The organism is Salinivibrio sharmensis (genome assembly GCF_001995985.1).
GTDB lineage: Bacteria > Pseudomonadota > Gammaproteobacteria > Enterobacterales > Vibrionaceae > Salinivibrio > Salinivibrio sharmensis.
Window position 1 is genome coordinate 160,572 of sequence record NZ_MUFC01000005.1, and the last position, 20,439, is coordinate 181,010.

Consider the following 20,439-nt stretch of genomic DNA (forward strand, 5'->3'; position numbering starts at 1 on the left):
CTAATCCTGTTTATTACTCTCGAGTTCTTCAACCGTGTGTTGTTGGTTGGTAAACACACATATATCACCGGCGATGGTTAGCGCTTTTTCTGCAATTTCGCGGGCGTCTAGCGCCGTGTTTTCAAGCATCGCGACGGCAGCGGCTTGGGCATAGTTGCCACCAGAACCAATGGCGATCAAATCGCGCTCCGGCTCTACCACATCTCCGTTACCGGTAATGATCAATGAGGCGGTTTCATCAGCGACCGCCAGTAGGGCTTCTAATCGGCGCAGCGCGCGATCAGTACGCCACTCTTTGGCAAGCTCTACCGCGGCTTTGGTTAGGTGCCCTTGGTGTAATTCAAGCTTGCGCTCGAAGCGCTCGAATAAGGTGAAGGCATCAGCAGTGCCGCCAGCAAATCCGGCGAGAACTTGGCCGTTATACAAACGACGGACTTTTCGGGCATTGCCCTTCATGACGGTATTGCCGAGAGAGACTTGGCCATCGCCAGCAATAACCACTTTACCTTCGCGACGAACGGAAACGATTGTAGTCACGGGAACCTCTTTCTTTGTGTCTGGTACACCAGATGGGTGATTAATGTAAGAGGTTGGGCTTTGACGCTCAGTTTTCAAGGGGAGAGGGGAGGATTTCAATCAAGGCTGGGCAAGGAATAGACTTGGCCCAGCCGATAAAATGCAGTGCTGTTATTCCCAGTACCAAATAGCACAAGGCTCAACCCCGGCGCGCCGGAGCATATTACGGTCACGTTCTGCTTGACGCTTGCGTGGGTAAGGACCCAATACCACTCGGTACCACGTGCCTTTTTCCCCTTGGCTGATCTTGATTTGGCTTTCTAGCCCTTGAAAGGCAATGATCGCTTTACGCTCATTCGCCTGATCTTGACTGCGGTACGCGCCGCATTGCATCAGATAAGGGCGTGTCGATTGTGGAAGCGCTTTGGCCTTCACCTCTACCTCTTTGCTTTCCAGCTCTTCGATGTAACTCCATTTTTCTTCAGGCTTTTTAGGTAGATGCGCCTTATCGCTCTGCGTGGAAGGCTCAGGCTGTGCGTTTGTTGCCGGTTTAGGCGTGGGCGTGTCGGTATTGCTTAATAGGTATAGGCCATAACCAAACGCGCCAACCAAGCAGACAGCAAGCAGCGCCCACTTTAATGGGAAACGAGCACGCGCTTTGGGCGGTTGGCGGCGGGTATTTTTTTTACGCGGCGCTTTGCCACGCTTGACATAATCACGAGTTGCCACAGCAAATAATCAAATTCAAAGCCAGTAAAGCGCTCATGTTACTGGCTTCGACCCGTGCTGACTAGTCTTACTACCGAGACGGTGGGGCGACGCTCTCACGGATCACTAACTTGGCATCTAAAAGCCGTGATCCCGCGTTGACTTCTCGACCTTGTAAGGTGTTGAGCAACATCAACATCGCTTGACGGCCAATGTCATAGCGAGGCTGTGAGACGGTGGTGAGTGGTGGATCGCAATATTCCGCGAATTGGATGTCATCAAATCCGACGATGGAAATATCTTGTGGCACGCGCATGCCTAAGCGTTTGGCTTGTTGCATCGCGCCCACGGCCATCACGTCGCAATGACAGAAGACGGCGGTCGGTGGTTCGGGCAGGGAGAGTAGGTTGGTCATCGCCCGCGCGCCAGAAGCAAAACTGAAATCGCCCATCACGCTGTAGGCAGGATTGACGGTGATTCCTGCGCGCTGTAGTGCTTGCTGATAACCTTGTGAGCGGAACTGGGTGAGCGCGGTTTCCGGCACCCCAGTAATATTGGCGATACGGGTGTGGCCAACTTGGGTGAGGTAATTGACCGCCTCAAAAGCCGCTGTCAGGTTGTCGATATGCACCGTCGGCAATTCAAGATCAGGCGCGTATTCACAAGCCATCACCAGCGGCGGCAGGTTTTTCTGCTCGGGCTTGCTGACATCAAAGGGGACATCGGAGCCCAGCAGTAGCATGCCGTCTGCCTGCTTGGTGAATACCAAATTCACGAAAGAGTTTTCACGGTGGTGTTGCTGGGCGCTATCACCGAGCAGAACCAGGTAGCCGTGCTCCATCGCGGCTTCCTCTATCCCTCGAATGATTTCACTAAAGTAGGGATCGCAGATGTCCGGGACAATAGCGACGATAGTTTTGGACTCATTGCGACGTAGGTTCCGTGCAAGTGAGTTAGGGGAGTAGCCAGCTTCTACGACCGCTTGCTCAACCTTTTTACGGGTTGTGGCCGAGACCTTTTCAGGATTCATCAGCGCGCGTGATACGGTTGCTGTGGATACACCGGCAATGTGGGCAACGTCCTTCATTGTCGCCATAATGACAGTCCTCTTGTTATCTGTATTGTGAGATCAGACAGTTATTAGCTCATCTGACCTGTTCTCTTAGCCAATCGCGGCCTTATTCTACCTAGCCTTGTCCAATTTAAACACGGACAAGCTAACACTTATTGCAATGAAAGTGTGATTGCCGTCGCTTTACTGCAAGGGAATGTTAAGAAAGGTCTTGCGGCTCGACGTCTAATGACCATCTGACTTTACGTGACAGGGGGAGCTGCTGGATCGCTGGGAGTGCCACCTGAAGCCATTGCTGCATGACTTTTCGGCTGGGTGCTTGAATGAGGAGTTGCCACCGATAGCGGCCCGCGCGTTTCGCCATCGCGGCAGGCATCGGCCCCATAATATGGCATTCATCCTGTTGAATCGGTGAAGCCGCTAGCGTTTGACGCACCTGTTGTAAAAACTGCTGGACACCGCTTACTTCATGGCCATCGGCGCGAAAGAGGCAAAGAAACGTATAAGGGGGGAGCCAAGCCTGTCGCCGTTCACTTAACGCCGATTCGGCAAAGGCCTGATAGCCTTTATGCACCAAAGATTGGATCAGGTTATGCTCAGGGTGGTGGGTTTGTAATAACACGGTACCCGGCTTACTGGCGCGTCCGGCGCGCCCGGCAACTTGCACCATCAATTGGGCCAAACGCTCAGGGGCTCGAAAGTCATTGCTGAACAGGGCTCCGTCCACATCGACTAGGGCGACGAGGGTGACGTCAGGAAAGTGATGGCCTTTGGCGAGCATTTGTGTGCCCAGGAGAATTTGATATTCACCTTTTTCAATGTCGGCCAAGTAGCTCTCCAGGCTTCCTTTACGCCGGGTATTATCGCGGTCGATGCGTACTGTATTGTATTCGGGAAATAGCTCGCCAAGTTGCGTTTCTAGCTGCTCGGTGCCCACGCCGACACTAATCAACTGGGTAGAGCCACAGTCGCCACATTGCGGCGGTACACGTTTTTGGTGCCCGCAATGGTGGCAGCGTAACTCCTGATGTCGCTGATGAAGGGTGTAGTAGGCATCACAGCGTTGGCAGTTCGCTAGCCAGCCACACTCGTGACACATCATCGCGGGCGCATAGCCGCGGCGATTTAGAAACAACATCACCTGGTTGCCTTGTTGCAGGTGCTGGCGCATTTCGGCAATGAGCGGTGCGGATAAGCCTGCCTCGAGGTGATGGCCCTTAATATCGAGTATCCCCTGACGCGCGGTCACAGCATTACCAGGACGTTGAGTCAGTTTGAGGTACTGGTATTTACCGGTCTTGGCGTTGTGTAAGCTTTCTAGCGATGGTGTGGCTGAGCCTAAGATCACAGGGACTTGCTCTTCATGTCCCCGCATGACGGCCAAATCGCGGGCGTGATAGCGAAAGCTATCTTGCTGTTTATATGAGGGGTCGTGTTCCTCATCAATAATGATGATGCCAAGCTTTGCCATGGGAGTAAAAAGTGCAGAGCGGGTGCCAATCACAATGGCTGCTTGATTTTCGCGTGCGGCTAGCCAAGCGTTAAGGCGGTCGGTATCACTGAGCCCTGAGTGCATCACGGTCACAGGGACGGCAAAGCGGCGCTCGAAACGGCGAATGGTTTGCGGTGTCAGGCCAATTTCTGGCACCAATATTAACGCCTGTTGGCCACGTGCGAGCACCGGCTCAAGCACATTAAGGTACACCTCGGTTTTGCCCGAGCCGGTGATCCCCTCTAATAATGAGCAGGCAAAGCCCTCGCTGGCATTGATAGTGGCGACCGCCATTGCCTGTTCATGATTTAACGTCGGCTTTTCTTCGGTCACCGCAAAGTTTTTTACCCAAGCATTGGCCAGAGAAGGGGGCGAGTAGGGCGCGATCCAGCCTTTTTCTGCCACCGTTTTTAGCACCGGCGCGCCGATGTCCTGTTCGATTAAGTCGGCGTGGGTAGCAGGGCCATGAGTGAGAAGCTGCAACACTCGGGCTTGTTTGGGGGCGCGGCTCAGACCTGATAGAGGTTGGTTTTGTCCTGACTCGGTGATTTGCCACCATTTTTGTTGCTGCAATGTCGCAGGGCGTCCTTTACGCAGCGAGGTTGGCATCACCGCCCCCATCGCATCGCCAAGCGGGTGATGGTAAAAGCGACTGGCCCATTGCAGAAGGTTGTACACGGCGGGGGTCCAGAGCGGCTGCGTGTCGAGCACAGTATCAATTGCTTTGAGTTGGCTGGCCTCCACATTGGCCGTGGACGATAAGCCGATGACGATGCCAATTTTATGTTGGCGACCAAACGGTACCTTGACCCGTCCCCCGATGATCGGATGCTGATCGTCAGCAATACGGTAATCAAAGGTTTTCGCCAAAGGGACAGGCAACGCTACCTGAGCAAACTGTTCCATCACAACATCTTATTGGCCAGAAGGAATGTCAGTGTAACGGTTAGCTATCACTTGGCAAAGCCTTGATGCCTTCAAGCTGGCGCTGTGATTGCACAAAAAAGTTGCGAAAAAGAGGGCGCTTGATTAGAATTGCGCGCCTTAGAAAATGTTTGTTAACGACGTGTGGTGCCCGGCTTAGGATCGGGAGAGCGACACGGCCTTTAAGATGAGGTTATTCCTATGAAAGCTGGTATCCATCCAGAGTACAAAGCCGTCACAGCAAAATGCTCTTGCGGTAACGAATTCGCGTTCAGCACAACCCTAGGCAAAGACATTTACCTAGACGTGTGTGACAAGTGTCACCCATTCTACACTGGTAAGCAGCGTATCCTTGATACCGGTGGCCGTGTTGACCGCTTTAAGAAACGTTTCGGTGCCCTTAGCAGCAAAAAATAAGCCGCTATTGACCGAATACAGAGAAGGGACGCATCAGCGTCCCTTTTTTGATCGTATCGTTCTCGTATTTGGACAACAGGTCCGAGCATCATCGCGAATGCGCTGTTAGTACTGGTGGACGTTTGCTCCCTGCGTTACCATCTTTTTTATTATACAAACCTTCCCTGTGTGGTTTGTTGATTGTCTGACTAATATCGTTGACGCTTCCCTGGCGATATTGGTTATCTATCCCTTCACTATAATAATTAGGAACACTAAATGTCGGACGATAAACGCCAGCAAGCGCTGGATTATCATGCATACCCTACTCCTGGAAAAATTTCTGTTGAACTAAGCAAACCGGCCGATTCGGCGGCGGATCTTGCCTTGGCGTATAGCCCAGGCGTTGCCGAGCCAGTGCGTGAGATAGCGCAAGACGCGGATGCCGTTTACCGCTATACCGGTAAAGGCAACATGGTAGCGGTGATCTCAAACGGCACAGCGATTTTGGGGTTAGGGAATTTGGGCCCAATGGCCTCAAAGCCCGTCATGGAAGGGAAAGCGTTATTGTTCAAGCGTTTTGCTGGCTTGGACTCAATTGACATTGAAGTGAAACATCGCACTATCGATGAGTTTGTCGATACCGTTGCCAATATCGCGGACACGTTCGGCGGTATCAACCTTGAAGACATCAAAGCCCCTGATTGTTTCGAAATTGAAAAACAACTGATTGCACGTTGCGAAGTCCCCGTCTTTCACGATGACCAACATGGTACCGCGATTGTGACGGCAGCCGGGATGCTCAATGCCCTTGAGTTACAGGGTAAAGATATTCGCGAGGCGACGGTGGTATGCATGGGTGCAGGCGCAGCGGCGGTTGCCTGTATGGAACTATTAATCAAATGTGGCGCCCAGCGGGAAAAAATCTATATGTTGGATCGTAAAGGCGTGATACACACCCGTCGTGACGACATCAACAAATATAAGCAACTGTTTGCCAATAACACCGATAAACGTACCTTAGAAGATGTGATTGAGGGCGCGGATATGTTCGTGGGTGTGTCTGGGCCAGACTTACTCTCCCCAGAAGCCTTGAAACTGATGGCGGATAAGCCTGTGGTTTTTGCGTGCTCGAACCCGGATCCTGAAATCCATCCGGACGTAGCACACCAAGTGCGTGATGATTTGATCATGGGAACTGGGCGCTCTGACTATCCGAACCAAGTGAATAACGTCTTGTGCTTCCCGTTTATTTTCCGAGGTGCGCTGGATGTGCGCGCGAGTGAAATCAATGATGCGATGAAGCTGGCCGCGGTGGAGGCCATTCGCAGCTTAGCCAAAGAGCCCGTACCACAAGCGGTATTAGACGCCGCCGGTTTGTCTTCGCTGAGTTTTGGCCCAGATTACATCATTCCCAAGCCCATGGACGCGCGTTTGTTGCCGAAAGTGGCACGTGCAGTGGCGTTGGCGGCCGTTGAAACCGGTGTTGCCCGTATTGAGATGCCAGAAAACTATATGTTGTAGCGAGATATGTTGTCACGTGCGAGTGACAGACTTCACCATGCTAGAGATAATGAAAACCCGCCGGTTGGCGGGTTTTTTTAGTATTCGCTATCGTCGAATTCGATGCCAAGCTCTTCCATGATCCGACGTGCTTCAGCGGGAATACTGTCCGGCTTATCCTTACGGATATCGTCATCGGTTGGCAGAGGTTGACCGGTGTAGGCATGGAGAAATGCCTCACACAACAGCTCGCTGTTGGTCGCGTGACGCAGGTTTTCTACCTGGCGACGAGTGCGCTCATCAGTCAGAATTTTAAGTACTTTTAATGGGATAGAGACGGTGATCTTCTTTACCTGCTCTTTCTTTTTACCATGTTCGGCATACGGATTAATGTAGTCGCCGTTCCACTGCGCCATGTCTCACCTATCTTGATTATGGAATACCCAGAATGATGCTGCGGAGATTTTAGCTATATTAACCGCCACATGCAAAGGAGTATAGACGTCTAGAAGTGTTGACGGCCTAAAAAGCTAAGGGTAAGGTGTCAGTATGACGCCTGGATCACCAAAACCATGCTCACACCAGACTAGCAAGGACAGATCATGACAGAGAAAAAAACCGACACTATCGCTGTTCGGACCGGAATTGGCACTGACACCCAGCACCATGCGGTGGTCCCGCCTCTTTATTTGTCGACCAATTATCGTTTCCCCGCACTGGGTGATGTCCCTACTTATGACTATGCCCGCGGGGGTAATCCAACCCGTGCCCAGTTGGAACAAGCGCTGACTGAGCTAGAGGGAGGAGCCGGTGCGGTGGTGACCAACTGCGGGATGTCGGCAATTAACCTGGTGCTATCTCTGTTGGAAGCGGGGGATAAAATCGTCGCCCCGCACGATTGTTATGGCGGCACCTATCGCTTGCTCGAGTCACGGGCCAAACAAGGCATCTGGCAGGTGAGTTTTGTTGATCAGTCGGATCATGATGCGTTGGAACAGGCATTGGCTAAACAGCCCAAGCTGGTGATGGTGGAAACCCCATCCAATCCACTCTTACGCGTGGTCGATATCGAAGAAATATGCCAAAAAGCGCATCAAGTGGGGGCTTGGGTGGTGGTGGATAACACATTTTTATCGCCAGCTCTGCAAAAGCCCTTTGCGCTGGGCGCGGATATGGTGGTGCATTCCACTACCAAGTTTATTAATGGCCACTCTGATATCGTCGGTGGCGCTGTGGTGGCGCGTACCGGTGAATTGGCAGACACCTTGGCTTGGTGGGGAAACTGCTTAGGGGCAACGGGCAACGCCTTTGACAGTTATATGACATTGCGCGGGTTGCGTACCTTAGGCGCTCGGGTTAAACAACACCAGCAGAATACTGAAGCGGTACTTGGCTACCTACAAACGGTGTCGGCGGTGCGGAAAATATACTATCCCGGCTTGGCCTCTCACCCGGGTCATCAAATTGCTGCGCGCCAGCAAGCGGGGTTTGGTAGCATGCTGAGCCTAGAATTGGAGACTGACCAAACCGGTGTGGCGCGATTTATTGACGGCCTTTCGTTATTTACCCTGGCCGAGTCACTCGGGGGGGTAGAAAGTTTAGTCACGCATCCTGGCTCGATGACACACAGAGCCATGAGTGATGCCGCGCAAGCGGAGGCGGGCATCGCACCGACCTTGTTACGTTTTTCCATCGGGTTAGAAGATGCGCAAGATTTAGTGGCTGACCTCGCCAGCGCTTTTTCTCGTTTGGAGCAGCACACCGCTTAAAGACGGCGCATCAATACGCCCCGTTTTACCGAGATTGATAGACATTAAGAGAGACCTTGTCATGCAAGCGCAACCGACGGAAACGTCCCCAGAGTTACAACGCCAATTGCACAAGTTTGGTGGCAGTAGCCTCGCGAGCCCCGATTGTTATCGCCGCGTAGTCGATGTATTGACTGCCCATGCGAATCAACACGACCTGATTGTGGTGTCGGCGGCCGGAAAAACCACTAACCAGCTGATTATGTGGTTGGGACAGTTAAACAAAGATGGGCGAGTTGCGCACGAGACGTTGCAAACGGTGCGAGCCTTCCAGCAAGATTTGATTGAAAACTTGGTGGATGGAGAGTCAAAACAACAGCTGGTGGATGCACTTTACGCTGATATTGCTACCATTGCGTCGTTGGGCGATAACGGCGTGAGCGAGAGTGACAAAGCGTACGTGCAAGGTTTTGGTGAGGTGTGGTCAGCGCGTCTATTGGCTCAGCTACTCACTCAGCATCAACGTGCGGCGGTAATGCTAGATTCACGCCAGTGTTTGCGCGCCGAGTGCGCCGCTCAGCCGGAAGTGGATCGCGGTGCGTCTTGGCCTTTGCTGCAAAATCAGCTTTCGCAGCATGGCGATACGCATGTGGTGATCACCGGCTTTATGGCGCAAAACCAAGCAGGTGAAACCGTGCTGCTTGGTCGCAATGGCTCCGATTACTCGGCCACTGTACTGGGTGCTTTAGCTGGTGTGAGCCGTGTGACCATTTGGAGTGACGTAGCCGGGGTGTATAGCGCGGATCCACGTCATGTTGATAATGCGTGTTTGTTGCCTTTAATCCGTCTTGACGAGGCGGGCGAGCTGGCGCGTCTCGCCGCCCCCGTGCTGCATAGCCGAACCTTACAGCCGGTGGCGCAAAGTGCCACCGACCTGACTTTACGTTGTACGCATGCGCCAGATAGTGGTTCAACACGTATCGAGCGTGTATTAGCGACCGGGCGTGGTGCCAAGATCATTACGGCGTTGGATGAGGTGAGTTTGCTGCAGTTCGATGTGGCCCGCGGCCAGGATTTTCAGGCGATAAAGCAGGAGCTTAGCCGGATTTTGTCACAGCTGAAGGTACAGCCACTGGCAACCGATGATCAAGACGATCAATACCGAATCTTGTTGGCATTTACCACGGAAGTGGTTGCGCTAGTGATGGCGCAAATTCAAGATGCCGGCTTATCCGCTGAGCTCAAACTGCGTGAAGGCTTTACCATGGTAGCGGCCGTCGGGGCTGGCGTGGTGAACAACCCCGTTCATTGCCATGGCTTTTACCAACAACTCAAATCCCAACCGGTGGAGTTTATCAGTGAGTCAGCGTCTGGGCTCAGCATGGTTGCTATCCTTCGCCAAGTACACACTCAAGCCCTCGTGGCCAGCATGCACGATGCCTTGTTTCAAGCCCAGCGTCGTATTGGTTTGGTGCTAGTGGGTAAAGGTAATATTGGTACCCGCTGGCTAAGCCTCTTTGCCGAGCAAAAATCACACTTGGAAAAGCGTCATGGCAAGGAAGTCTCACTGATTTCAGTGGTGGACAGTCGCAACCAATGGCTTGATTTTGCCGGCATTGATGCGACGCGGGTGTTGGAGGGGTTTGACGAGCGTTGTGAACCTTACTTCGACGATGAATGGCTCATCCGTCTACTCAATCACCCGTATGACGATGTGATTGTGTTGGACGTTACTGCTAGTGCGTCACTTGCGTACTTATATCCGCGACTGGCTGAGCATGGCTTTCACTTAATCTCCGCCAATAAAGAGGCGGGCGCCGCACCTGCCGAGCAGTACCACGCGATTCAGCAGGCGTTTAGCAAAACCGGTCGCCATTGGCTCTACAATGCGACCGTGGGCGCCGGGTTACCGATTAACTACGCGGTGCAAGACCTTCGTGAAAGTGGTGACACGATTGTTGCGCTGTCTGGGATCTTTTCTGGCACCTTATCATGGCTGTTTTTGCAATTTAGTGGTGAAGTGCCGTTTAGCGTGTTACTGGAACAAGCGTGGCAGCAAGGCTTAACGGAACCTGACCCACGGGATGATCTTTCTGGGGCTGACGTGGTACGTAAATTGGTGATTTTGGCGCGAGAGGCGGGCATGTCGCTTGAGCCAGAGCAGGTTAAGGTCGAGTCTTTAGTGCCCAACGCTTTAGCATCTCTTTCTTTAGATGCGTTTCTTGATAACGCTCACCAGATGGATGAACGACTGCAAGAGCGTTTAGAGAAGGCACACAAAGATCGCGCTGTGCTGCGCTATGTGGCGCGCTTGGAGGTTAACGGCAACGCCCATGTGAGCCTAGAAACCCTACCCAGCGAGCATCCACTTGCGCATCTATTACCGTGTGACAATGTGTTTGCGATTGAAAGCCAATGGTATCGCGAGAACCCTTTGGTCATTCGTGGGCCAGGGGCGGGACGCGATGTCACCGCAGGCGCCATTCAATCCGATTTAAATCGCTTGATAAGTCGCCTTCACTAACCCGCTAATGGATAACCGTGATCAAGCTGTCTGCGCGCTGCGTAGGCAGCTTTTTTTGTGCCGTTACCCGCGTTGTGATGTGTGCATTGATGGCTGTGTCGTCTATCTTCATAACATCATGAGTTTTTTTCATGGCTTGTGTCGTTGACATTTTAGCCGAATCACGACAACCTTTAGACATATGGACGTCTAAACGTATAAATTAAAGTAGAGCAGACACAGGCATACTGAACAGCGTCGTTCGGTGTCAGGGAGAGGATATGAGCTACACGCACGCAGGCCACATTGATGCACTTAACCAGAATATTGCTGACTTAGATGGCGATATTAATGTCTCATTCGAGTTTTTTCCTCCCAGCACTCCAAGCATGGAAGAAACCCTTTGGAACTCAGTGCATCGCTTAAAAGCGCTTAAACCCAAGTTCATGTCGGTGACCTATGGCGCCAATTCAGGCGAGCGGGACCGCACTCACGACATCGTGAAAAGTATTCATGATCAAACCGGTATCGCCGCGGCGCCACATCTAACCTGTATTGATGCCACTGAAGATGAGCTTCGCCACATTGCCCGCGATTATTGGCAAAATGGCATCCGTGACATTGTGGCGCTACGCGGGGATTTACCCTCGCCAGAGAAAAAGCCGGATATGTACGCGGTGGACTTGGTGCGTTTGCTTAAAGAAGAGCATGACTTTGATATTTCGGTCGCCGCTTATCCCGAGGTGCATCCAGAAGCGAAAAGCGCACAAGCGGACTTAATTAACCTCAAACGCAAAGTGGATGCGGGGGCCAGCCGGGCGATTACCCAGTTTTTCTTTGATGTCGAAAGCTACCTGCGCTTTCGTGACCGCTGTGTGGCAGCGGGAATTGACGTGGAAATTGTCCCAGGGATTTTGCCAGTGTCTAACTTTAAGCAGGCATCGCGCTTTGCCAAGATGACCAATGTGCGAGTGCCGCAGTGGATGCACAAACAGTATCAAGGCTTGGAAGATGATCCCGTGACGCGCCAGATGGTGGGGGCCTCGATTGCGCTTGATATGGTGCGAGTGTTGAGCCGTGAAGGCGTGAAAGATTTTCACTTTTATACCCTCAACCGTGCGGAATTAACCTATGCCTTGTGTCATACCTTAGGGGTTCGCCCGCTCGCGGTCGCGCCTTAAAAAATACGCCCCGAAGTGGCGGGGCGTATTGGGTTGCGTGTTGTGTTTGTTGTATTGATTAGGCGCTGGCCGCGAGCATGGTGAGCTCGTCACGCACTTCTTGCGCCCAGGCCAACCAGGCGCGGCGTTGATGAATACTGCGTCGCAGCGCAAGGCGCATTAAACGTTGTTGTGAGGTCAGTAAGGCGGCTTGTCCGTACTCACGTTGCTCAAGCTGAGTATAGTGATTAAGGAGCTGCTGAGACTCAATAATCAAATTATTCACATGATCCAGCATGGGAGCTGGGTCAAGCACATCACAACTGAGTAATCTTGCCACGTACTCGTCACGCGGCGGCGCTAACTTAGGCGCTTGAATAAACCAGGCTTCTAGCATGTCGGTGCCAACAGGCGTGATGGCATACACCTTTCTATCCGGTTTACCCACTTGTGGCTCAAGTCGGTAAGTGACAGCTCCTCGGTCTGCGAGCTTATTGAGTTCACGATATACCTGCTGATGGCTGGCTTTCCACACATTACTGATGGTGGTGGAAAAGGCCTTGGTAATATCGTAACCGGTGGCTTCGCAGTTGCTCAGCACTGTCAGTATTACATGGGGGAGTGACATCTCTTATATCCACAGTTTTATTTGTACAACGGTTGTGTAGCGTCGGGCGATTAGCCTTCTTTGGGCTATTTCACCGCCTCCAGCGCTTGTTCTAAATCGGCAATGATGTCATCAATATGCTCAATGCCGACACAAAGACGGATCATCTCTGGGGTCACCCCGGCTTTCGCTTGCTCTTGCTCATTCAATTGGCGGTGCGTGGTCGAGGCGGGATGGCATGCCAGCGATTTCGCGTCACCAATATTTACCAAACGCTTGAAAAGGTTCAGCGCATCATAAAACTTCACCCCTTCGTCAAAGCCGCCTTTTAAGCCAAATGACAGCAATGAGGCCGGCAGTCCTCCGCGGATAAGCGACTTAGCACGTTGGTAATGAGGATGATGGGGTTGACCGGCATAGTTAACCCACGCGACAGCTGGGTGATTGGCAAGGTAATCGGCTACGGCTTTAGCGTTCTCACAATGGCGCTCCATACGCAGGCTCAAGGTCTCTAACCCCTGCATCAACATAAAAGCATTCATCGGCGAGAGTGCCGCGCCACTGTTACGCAACGGCACCGTACGGGCGCGGGCAATAAACGCGGCTGGGCCAAACGTCTCACTATAAACCACGCCGTGATAGGCAGGCTCCGGTTGTGAGAATTGCGGGAAGCGGGCTTGATGTGCCACCCAGTCAAAGGTGCCGCCATCGACAATCATACCGCCAAGGGTGGTGCCATGGCCGCCAATGTACTTGGTCAGTGAGTGCACCACGATATCGGCACCATGCTCAATCGGTTTACACAAAACCGGCGTGGCCACGGTATTGTCGACCACCAACGGGACCCCGTGCGCGTGAGCGACCTTGGCAAAACCGGGTATATCCGCGATATTGCCGGCCGGATTACCAATCGACTCGCAATAGACTGCTTTGGTGTTGTCATCAATCAGCGCCTCAATCGCACTGGCGTCGTCACTCGCGGCAAAACGCACCTCGATGCCTTGCTCGGGGAGCATGTGGGCAAACAAGGTATAGGTGCCCCCATAAAGCTGTGGTGTGGCGACGATGTTATCACCGGCCTTGGCGAGAGTTTGAATGGTATAGGTGATGGCGGCCGCACCAGCACTGACACACAGTCCCGCAATACCGCCTTCGAGTGCCGCCACCCGTTGCTCCAACACGTCGTTAGTCGGATTCATGATCCGTGAGTAGATATTGCCCGGTACATCAAGATTGAACAGGTCAGCACCATGTTGGGCATTATCAAATTCGTAAGCGACGGTTTGATAGATGGGCGTTGCCACCGACTTGGTGGTGGGGTCGGTCTGATAGCCGTGATGAATCGAGAGGGTTTCGTCTTTCATGGCAATTCCTTTGCGTTGTTGGGTCGCGTCAGTGCGACCTTCAATAGTAATAATATTATCAATGCAACAGCAAGCATTCGCTGCGGCTTTGCATAAAAAAGTCTGTGGTCAGGATTTCCTCAGCGTCGTTCATGTGCCAAGACAAAAAAGCCGCACCCAAGGGTACGGCTCTACTATCAAGGATTAACCGGTATTGCGCAGCCCCGCGGCAATCCCCGCGATGGAAATCATCAAGGCATCGTCGAGCGATTGGTCGGGATCCGCTTGTTGACGCGTTCGATACAAGAGCTCGGCTTGCAGCATATTGAGCGGCTCAACATAAATATTACGTAAGCGAATCGCTTCAGCGCCCCATGGGTTTTGCTCCATCAGGTTGTCGCTGTTTTCCACCGCCAGCACTACCTGAATATCTTGGCGCAATTGCTTACGCAAGGATTCACCTAACGGCCAGAGGCTCTCATCGACCAAGCGCTGATCATAGTACTTGGCAATATCTAGGTTAGTTTTGGTAAACACCATTTCTAGCATGCCAAGACGGGTGGAGAAAAACGGCCATTCGCGGCACATTTCTTCCAGCTGAGCTTTGTGGCCCTTTGAAATGGCGTGATCGATAGCCTGTCCCGCCCCCAGCCAAGCTGGCAGCAACAAACGGTTTTGACTCCAGGCGAAAATCCAAGGAATCGCGCGCAAGCTTTCCACACCACCGTTGGGATTGCGCTTAGAGGGGCGCGATCCCAGTGGCAGTTTGCCTAACTCAAGCTCAGGCGTGGTAGAGCGGAAGTAAGGGACAAATTGCTCATGGCCGCGTACCACATCACGGTAGGCTTGGCATGAGATGTCACTTAAGGTGTCCATCAGCTGACGCCACTCTTGCTTAGGCTCTGGTGGTGGCAGCAAGTTCGCTTCCAAAATGGCGCTGGTGTACAGGTTTAAGCTGTTGACGGCGACGTCAGGCAGACCCAATTTAAAGCGGATCATCTCGCCTTGCTCGGTCACCCGCAAACCGCCTTTTAAGCTGCGCGGAGGTTGTGAGAGCAAAGCTGCATGCGCGGGTGCACCACCGCGACCTACGGTGCCGCCACGACCGTGGAAAAGGGTGAGATTAACCCCTTGCTCATCACATAAATTGACCAGTGCTTCCATGGCGCGATATTGCGCCCAACCGGCGGCCATCACCCCAGCGTCTTTCGCTGAATCCGAGTAACCGATCATCACCATTTGGAAGTTCTGGGTAAAGCCTCGGTACCAATCAATGGCCAGTAGCTCACCAATCACTGCCTCGGCATTGTTCAGATCGTCCAAGGTTTCGAATAGCGGACACACGTCCATGCGGAATGGACAACCCGCTTCTTTTAGCAGTAAATGCACGGCCAGCACGTCGGAGGCGGTGCGGGCCATCGAAATCACGTAGGTACCCAAGGCTTCACGCGGCTGTTCGGCAATCACGCGGCAGGTGTCGATCACTTCTTGGACGTCAGGCGACGGTGACCAATCACGTGGCAACAACGGACGTTTAGAGGCCAGCTCACGGGTCAAGAAGGCTTGCTTGTCTTGCTCGCTCCATTGGGCGTAATCGCCCATCCCCAAATAACGGGTCACTTCTGAGAGCACATCGGCATGGCGGGTACTTTCTTGGCGAATATCGAGTTTGATCAGGTGCACGCCAAAGCATTGCACGCAGCGGAGCAAGTCAAGCAATTTGCCGTCGGCAATAATGCCCATGCCACATTGATGGAGCGACTGGTAACAGGCCAGTAAAGGCTGCCACAATTGCTGGGTGTCGGTCAGGATCCCTTGTGAGGAGGCACGTTCGCCTTTCAGTTTGGCGTCCAAATAGCTCAAAGTGTGGGTTAGCTGACTGCGCATGGTTTTGAGGATGGCGCGATACGGTTCGTGCGCCTCGCCGGCCATCTCACGCACGGTGTCATCACACTGTGTCATTGACAGTTCACTGATCAAATCTTGCACATCGCGCAAATACAAATCCGCTGCTTTCCAGCGTGATAACAGCATTACTTCGCGGGTAACCTCACTGGTAACATAGGGGTTACCGTCGCGGTCGCCGCCCATCCACGAGGAAATTTGTACCGGTTTGGCATCAATGGGCAAGTTGATGTCGAGGTGGCTTTCAAGCTGCTGATCAAACTGGCGTAAAAACGCCGGTACTGCTTGCCACAGTGAATTTTCAATCACCGCAAAGCCCCACTTGGCTTCATCAAGTGGGGTAGGTCGCTCTTGGCGAATCACGTCGGTGTGCCATGCTTGTGCAATCAACTGTTCAAGACGTTTCTCCGTTTTGGCACGCTCTGCCGCTCCCAAATGTTCACTGAGCTCTAACTTCGATAAGCACTTATTAATCTGCACCAAGTTGTGGATAGTGGTACGGCGTGCGATTTCGGTTGGGTGAGCGGTCAGGACTAACTCAATTTTTAAATCGGCGATCGCTTGTTGCGCGTCATTGGCATTAATCTCACCTTGGCTGACACGGCGGAGTAAATCGTCGATAGCATCCGGGCTGCACTCCAGCGCGTCGCATTGACGCGAGACGGTGTGATATTGCTCGGCGATATTAGTCAGATTCAAAAATTGGCTAAAGGCGCGGGCGACCGGAAGCAGTTGGTCAGCCGGCAAGTTTTGCAGCACGGTTTTCAGCTTAGCATGATCGTCCTGATTGCCAGCGGCAGCCGATTTTGAGAGCTGACGAATTTCCTCAACTTTTTCTAGGAGTGCTGGACCATGGGCATCTTGGATGGTGTTACCCAGCAGACGGCCAAGCATACTGACATTGCTTTTTAAGGCAGAGTACTTTTCGTTCATAGCGTATCCATTCTGTAACAAAGTTACATCCTACTGTGACTGTAAAGAACCAATCTAGCGAATATTACGCGATCGGGTCAACTTAACCGCAAATTAGCGCGAAAACTGGCCGCCGGATTTGATGCTTATCATAGAGCTACCCCAAAAGCTGAAAAAAAGTTTCAGCTTTCAGGTTTGCCAGCCTTCTGAGGGCGTCTCCGCGCCCGCCATATCGCGACTTTCTCGTGAATGGCAGTAGTGTTATTTGCATGGTTAGATGGAATTATTGCTCTAATATGAATGAATAGACATTAAAAGTGATTTTTTACGCTTTTTGGGGTTGACGGCCAAACGGGAATGCGATAAAAAATAACCATTCACTATTTATGAATAAAAATATTTTTTGAGAGTTGACCATGATGCCACTCGCAGCCAAACACAACGCCCTTTCTGCTCGACGACGCTAGCCTGCTTTGCGTGGCTATCGGCTACGCCCTCGATACTCTGCTGCCCCGCAGCACGCCTTAAACACCTATAAAGAGAGACACCCATGACACTTAACACCATTATTGTCGGTGCCAGTGGCTACACAGGAGCCGAGCTTGTCGCCCTTGTCCATCGCCATCCACAATTGCACTTGGCCGGTTTATATGTCTCGGCAGGCAGTGAAGACGCTAATCGTCCTGTGAGCGCGTTGCACGGTCAACTGCGTGGCGTGGTGGATATGCCACTGATGCCGCTGTCCTCGCCACAGGATGTCGCCAAGCAAGCCGATGTGGTGTTTTTAGCCACCGCGCATGCGGTCAGTCATGAATTGGCGCCGATTTTCCTTGCCCAGGGTTGCGTGGTGTTTGATTTATCGGGGGCGTATCGGGTCAATCAAGCCGATTTTTATCCGGCCAATTACGGCTTTTCGCATCACTCACCGACATGGCTGGCGCAAGCCGTGTATGGCTTGGCGGAGTGGCAACAGGAAGCATTATCGGCAGCGCAGCTGGTCGCCGTGCCGGGATGTTATCCCACCGCCAGCCAGTTAGCGCTCAAACCCGTGCTGGATGCAGGCTTGTTGGATAAACAAATGTGGCCGGTGATCAATGCCACCAGTGGCGTGACGGGCGCAGGGCGCAAAGCGAGTCTGACCAACAGTTTTTGCGAAGTGAGCCTGCATGCCTACGGGGTGTTTTCTCATCGTCATCAGCCAGAGATTGCCTCACACCTTGATACGCCGGTGATTTTCACCCCGCACCTTGGCAGCTACAAACGCGGCATTCTTGCCACCATTACCGCCAAATTAGCGCCAGGTGTTAGTGAAGCGGAGGTGGGGCAGGCACTGACCCAGGCTTACCAAGAGGCGCCGCTGGTACGGGTTCTCCCAGCCGGTGAGGTGGCCAAGCTACAAGCGGTGCAATACACCGGCTTTTGCGACATAGGCTATCAGGCCGCGCATGGGCACCTGATCCTCACCAGTGCGATTGATAACTTACTTAAAGGCGCGGCCAGCCAAGCCGTGCAGTGTTTAAACCTTAAGTTTGGCTTTGCCGAAACCACAGCGATTGTCTAGGAGAAACGGATGAAAACGCCATTAGTGATTAAGTTAGGCGGCGCGGCACTGAGCTGCAGCGAGACCCTCGCCAAGGTTTTCGGCGCGATGAACACCTACCGCAGTGAGGCTGAGCGCCCTTTAGTGCTGGTGCACGGTGGCGGCTACTTAGTTGATGAACTGTTGAAAAAACTCGCCCTCACCAGTGTGAAAAAACAAGGCTTACGGGTCACACCAGTCGACCAGATTGACTATGTCACCGGTGCCTTAGCCGGGACGGCGAATAAGCTGCTACTCGCCGAAGCGCGTAAGGCGAAGATTAAAAGCTGTGGCTTGAGCTTGGCCGATGGCGGCTTGTGTCAGGTCAGCCAGCTGGACCCTGAGCTAGGTGCAGTGGGGGAAGCCAGCGCCGGTGATCCTAGCCTGTTGCAGGCGGTATTGGCCGCGGATTGTGTCCCCATTATTAGCTCGATTGGCATCAGTGACCAAGGTGAGCTGATGAACGTCAATGCCGACCAAGCGGCGGTAGCGGTGGCAACCACGCTAGGTGCTGAGCTGGTGTTGCTATCGGATGTCAGCGGCGTATTAGACGGCAAAGGGCACTTGCTGCCTTGCCTGACCGAGTTAGATGCGCAGCACTTGATGGAAAAAGGCGTGATCACCGATGGCATGGTGGTCAAGGTCAACGCCGCTTTTGCCGCCGCCCGCGAACTGGGTAAACCGGTGGAGATTGCCACCTGGCGTTACCCAGAAAAACTCACGCAACTATTCGATGGCCAGCAAATCGGTACCCGGTTTAGCGCCAGTTAATAAGACGTATAACGACGCGACGAAACCGTCGATTTAGGATTTAAGGAGAGCAAGATGAGCAAGGTAAATAAAGTTGTACTGGCCTATTCGGGTGGATTGGATACCTCGGCCATCATTCCATGGCTAAAAGAAAACTATGACTGTGAGGTGGTGGCCTTTGTTGCCGATGTCGGTCAAGGCGAACAAGAGCTCGAAGGCATTGAGCAAAAAGCGCTTGCCTCCGGGGCATCACAGTGTTTTATCGCCGATCTGAAACACGAAATGGTGGCGGAGTATATTTATCCCAGCCTGAAAACCGGTGCGGTGTATGAGGGTAAATACCTTCTAGGTACCTCGATGGCGCGTCCGATCATTGCCAAAGCACAGGTGGAGTGCGCCCTTGAGGTTGGAGCGGATGCACTTTGCCACGGCTGTACCGGCAAGGGGAACGATCAGGTTCGTTTTGAGAGCACCTTCTCCGCGCTGGCGCCGCAACTGAAAGTGATTGCGCCGTGGCGGGAGTGGGATCTCACCAGTCGTGAAGCCTTGCTCGATTACTTGGCCGCCCGTGATATTCCCTGTACAGCGAGCCTTGAGAAAATTTATTCACGTGATGCCAATGCTTGGCACGTCTCAACCGAAGGCGGTGTACTGGAAGATACGTGGACTGCTGCCAACCAAGATTGCTGGGTATGGACAGTGGCACCGGAAGAGGCGCCCAATACGCCCGAGTTTGTCACCTTGGGAGTACAAAGTGGGGAAGTGGTCTCGGTTGATGGTGAGTCCATGTCACCTTATGACGTGCTGACGCTGCTGAACGACAAAGGCGCAGCCCACGGGGTAGGACGGATTGATATTGTTGAGAACCGTTTGGTGGGGATGAAATCCCGCGGCTGCTATGAAACCCCGGGGGGCACCATCATTATGGAAGCGCTGCGTGGTGTTGAGCAATTGGTGCTGGATAAAGAGAGTTATCAGTTCCGTGAGGAGCTCGGTTTAAAAGCGTCTCACCTGATTTATGATGGGCGTTGGTTTACTCCGCTTTGCCAGTCGATTGTTGCCGCGGCTAATTCCCTCGCCGCGCCGGTAAAGGGCGAGGTGGTGATCAAGCTCTATAAAGGGCAAGCGACTGTGGTACAAAAGCGCTCGACCAATAGCCTGTATTCGGAAGACTTTGCCACCTTTGGTGATGATGATGTCTACGATCACAGCCATGCCGAAGGCTTTATCCGTTTGTATTCGCTGTCGAGCCGGATTCGGACACTGAACAAACAAAAACAATCCTAATTAAAAAAGCATCGTGAGCAGTAAGGAGAGACAG

15 protein-coding genes and 1 pseudogene are annotated in these 20,439 nt (G+C 52.8%); 8 read left to right on the forward strand and 8 right to left on the reverse strand.

The features are described 5' to 3' along the window. The 4 genes and pseudogenes from hslV to priA form a co-directional block, all read right to left on the reverse strand. Positions 1–537, reverse strand: coding sequence for an ATP-dependent protease subunit HslV (hslV, locus tag BZG74_RS06875; RefSeq protein ID WP_077771928.1), 537 nt, complete (start codon positions 535–537; stop codon positions 1–3). A gap of 150 nt (positions 538–687) precedes the next feature. Next, a complete protein-coding gene (locus BZG74_RS06880) occupies positions 688–1,245 on the reverse strand; it encodes an SPOR domain-containing protein (RefSeq protein WP_077771929.1) in 558 nt (185 codons plus the stop codon). A gap of 70 nt (positions 1,246–1,315) precedes the next feature. Next, positions 1,316–2,326: pseudogene (cytR, locus tag BZG74_RS06885) on the reverse strand (DNA-binding transcriptional regulator CytR); the annotation flags it as partial. A gap of 169 nt (positions 2,327–2,495) precedes the next feature. Further along, positions 2,496–4,694: a primosomal protein N' gene (gene priA / locus BZG74_RS06890; protein ID WP_101494671.1), complete on the reverse strand. Its 2,199-nt coding sequence runs from the start codon at positions 4,692–4,694 to the stop codon at positions 2,496–2,498. A 219-nt stretch (positions 4,695–4,913) separates the two neighbouring features. Here priA and rpmE point away from each other — a divergent pair, with 219 nt between their 5' ends. Together rpmE and BZG74_RS06900 are read left to right on the forward strand one after the other, a co-directional pair. After that, the gene (gene rpmE / locus BZG74_RS06895; protein ID WP_046074736.1) at positions 4,914–5,129 is read left to right on the forward strand and encodes a 50S ribosomal protein L31; all 216 of its coding nucleotides are present in this window, start codon (positions 4,914–4,916) and stop codon (positions 5,127–5,129) included. Positions 5,130–5,387: 258 nt separating this feature from the next. Next, positions 5,388–6,632, forward strand: a complete 1,245-nt coding sequence (locus tag BZG74_RS06900) for a malic enzyme-like NAD(P)-binding protein (RefSeq protein WP_077771932.1) — start codon at positions 5,388–5,390, stop codon at positions 6,630–6,632. Positions 6,633–6,709: 77 nt separating this feature from the next. Here BZG74_RS06900 and metJ read toward each other — a convergent pair whose 3' ends face one another. After that, positions 6,710–7,027, reverse strand: coding sequence for a met regulon transcriptional regulator MetJ (metJ, locus tag BZG74_RS06905; RefSeq protein ID WP_077771933.1), 318 nt, complete (start codon positions 7,025–7,027; stop codon positions 6,710–6,712). A gap of 186 nt (positions 7,028–7,213) precedes the next feature. On the opposite strand from metJ, the gene metB reads away from it, so the two are divergent. The 3 genes from metB to metF all read left to right on the forward strand — a co-directional run bounded on the left by metB (position 7,214) and on the right by metF (position 12,043). After that, entirely contained in the window at positions 7,214–8,380 is a 1,167-nt protein-coding gene (gene metB / locus BZG74_RS06910) for a cystathionine gamma-synthase (RefSeq protein WP_077771934.1), read from the forward strand. A 61-nt stretch (positions 8,381–8,441) separates the two neighbouring features. After that, positions 8,442–10,883 (forward strand): bifunctional aspartate kinase/homoserine dehydrogenase II, encoded by a 2,442-nt coding sequence (locus tag BZG74_RS06915; RefSeq protein WP_077771935.1) that lies wholly within the window; start codon positions 8,442–8,444, stop codon positions 10,881–10,883. Positions 10,884–11,143: 260 nt separating this feature from the next. Further along, a complete protein-coding gene (gene metF / locus BZG74_RS06920; protein ID WP_077771936.1) occupies positions 11,144–12,043 on the forward strand; it encodes a methylenetetrahydrofolate reductase in 900 nt (299 codons plus the stop codon). Positions 12,044–12,101: 58 nt separating this feature from the next. On the opposite strand, the gene BZG74_RS06925 is transcribed toward metF, so the two are convergent. The 3 genes from BZG74_RS06925 to ppc form a co-directional block, all read right to left on the reverse strand. Further along, on the reverse strand, positions 12,102–12,650 hold the full coding sequence (locus BZG74_RS06925) for a PadR family transcriptional regulator (protein WP_077771937.1): 549 nt from the start codon (positions 12,648–12,650) through the stop codon (positions 12,102–12,104). 65 nt (positions 12,651–12,715) lie between these two features. Continuing rightward, entirely contained in the window at positions 12,716–13,993 is a 1,278-nt protein-coding gene (locus BZG74_RS06930) for an O-acetylhomoserine aminocarboxypropyltransferase/cysteine synthase family protein (protein WP_077771938.1), read from the reverse strand. Positions 13,994–14,176: 183 nt separating this feature from the next. Then, positions 14,177–16,810, reverse strand: a complete 2,634-nt coding sequence (ppc, locus tag BZG74_RS06935; RefSeq protein WP_077771939.1) for a phosphoenolpyruvate carboxylase — start codon at positions 16,808–16,810, stop codon at positions 14,177–14,179. 529 nt (positions 16,811–17,339) lie between these two features. Here ppc and argC point away from each other — a divergent pair. The 3 genes from argC to BZG74_RS06950 are packed head-to-tail and all read left to right on the forward strand — an operon-like array spanning position 17,340 to position 20,405. Further along, positions 17,340–18,350, forward strand: coding sequence for an N-acetyl-gamma-glutamyl-phosphate reductase (gene argC / locus BZG74_RS06940; protein ID WP_077771940.1), 1,011 nt, complete (start codon positions 17,340–17,342; stop codon positions 18,348–18,350). Positions 18,351–18,359: 9 nt separating this feature from the next. Next, on the forward strand, positions 18,360–19,139 hold the full coding sequence (argB, locus tag BZG74_RS06945; protein WP_077771941.1) for an acetylglutamate kinase: 780 nt from the start codon (positions 18,360–18,362) through the stop codon (positions 19,137–19,139). A 54-nt stretch (positions 19,140–19,193) separates the two neighbouring features. Further along, on the forward strand, positions 19,194–20,405 hold the full coding sequence (locus BZG74_RS06950; RefSeq protein ID WP_077771942.1) for an argininosuccinate synthase: 1,212 nt from the start codon (positions 19,194–19,196) through the stop codon (positions 20,403–20,405). Positions 20,406–20,439: the final 34 nt, after the last annotated feature.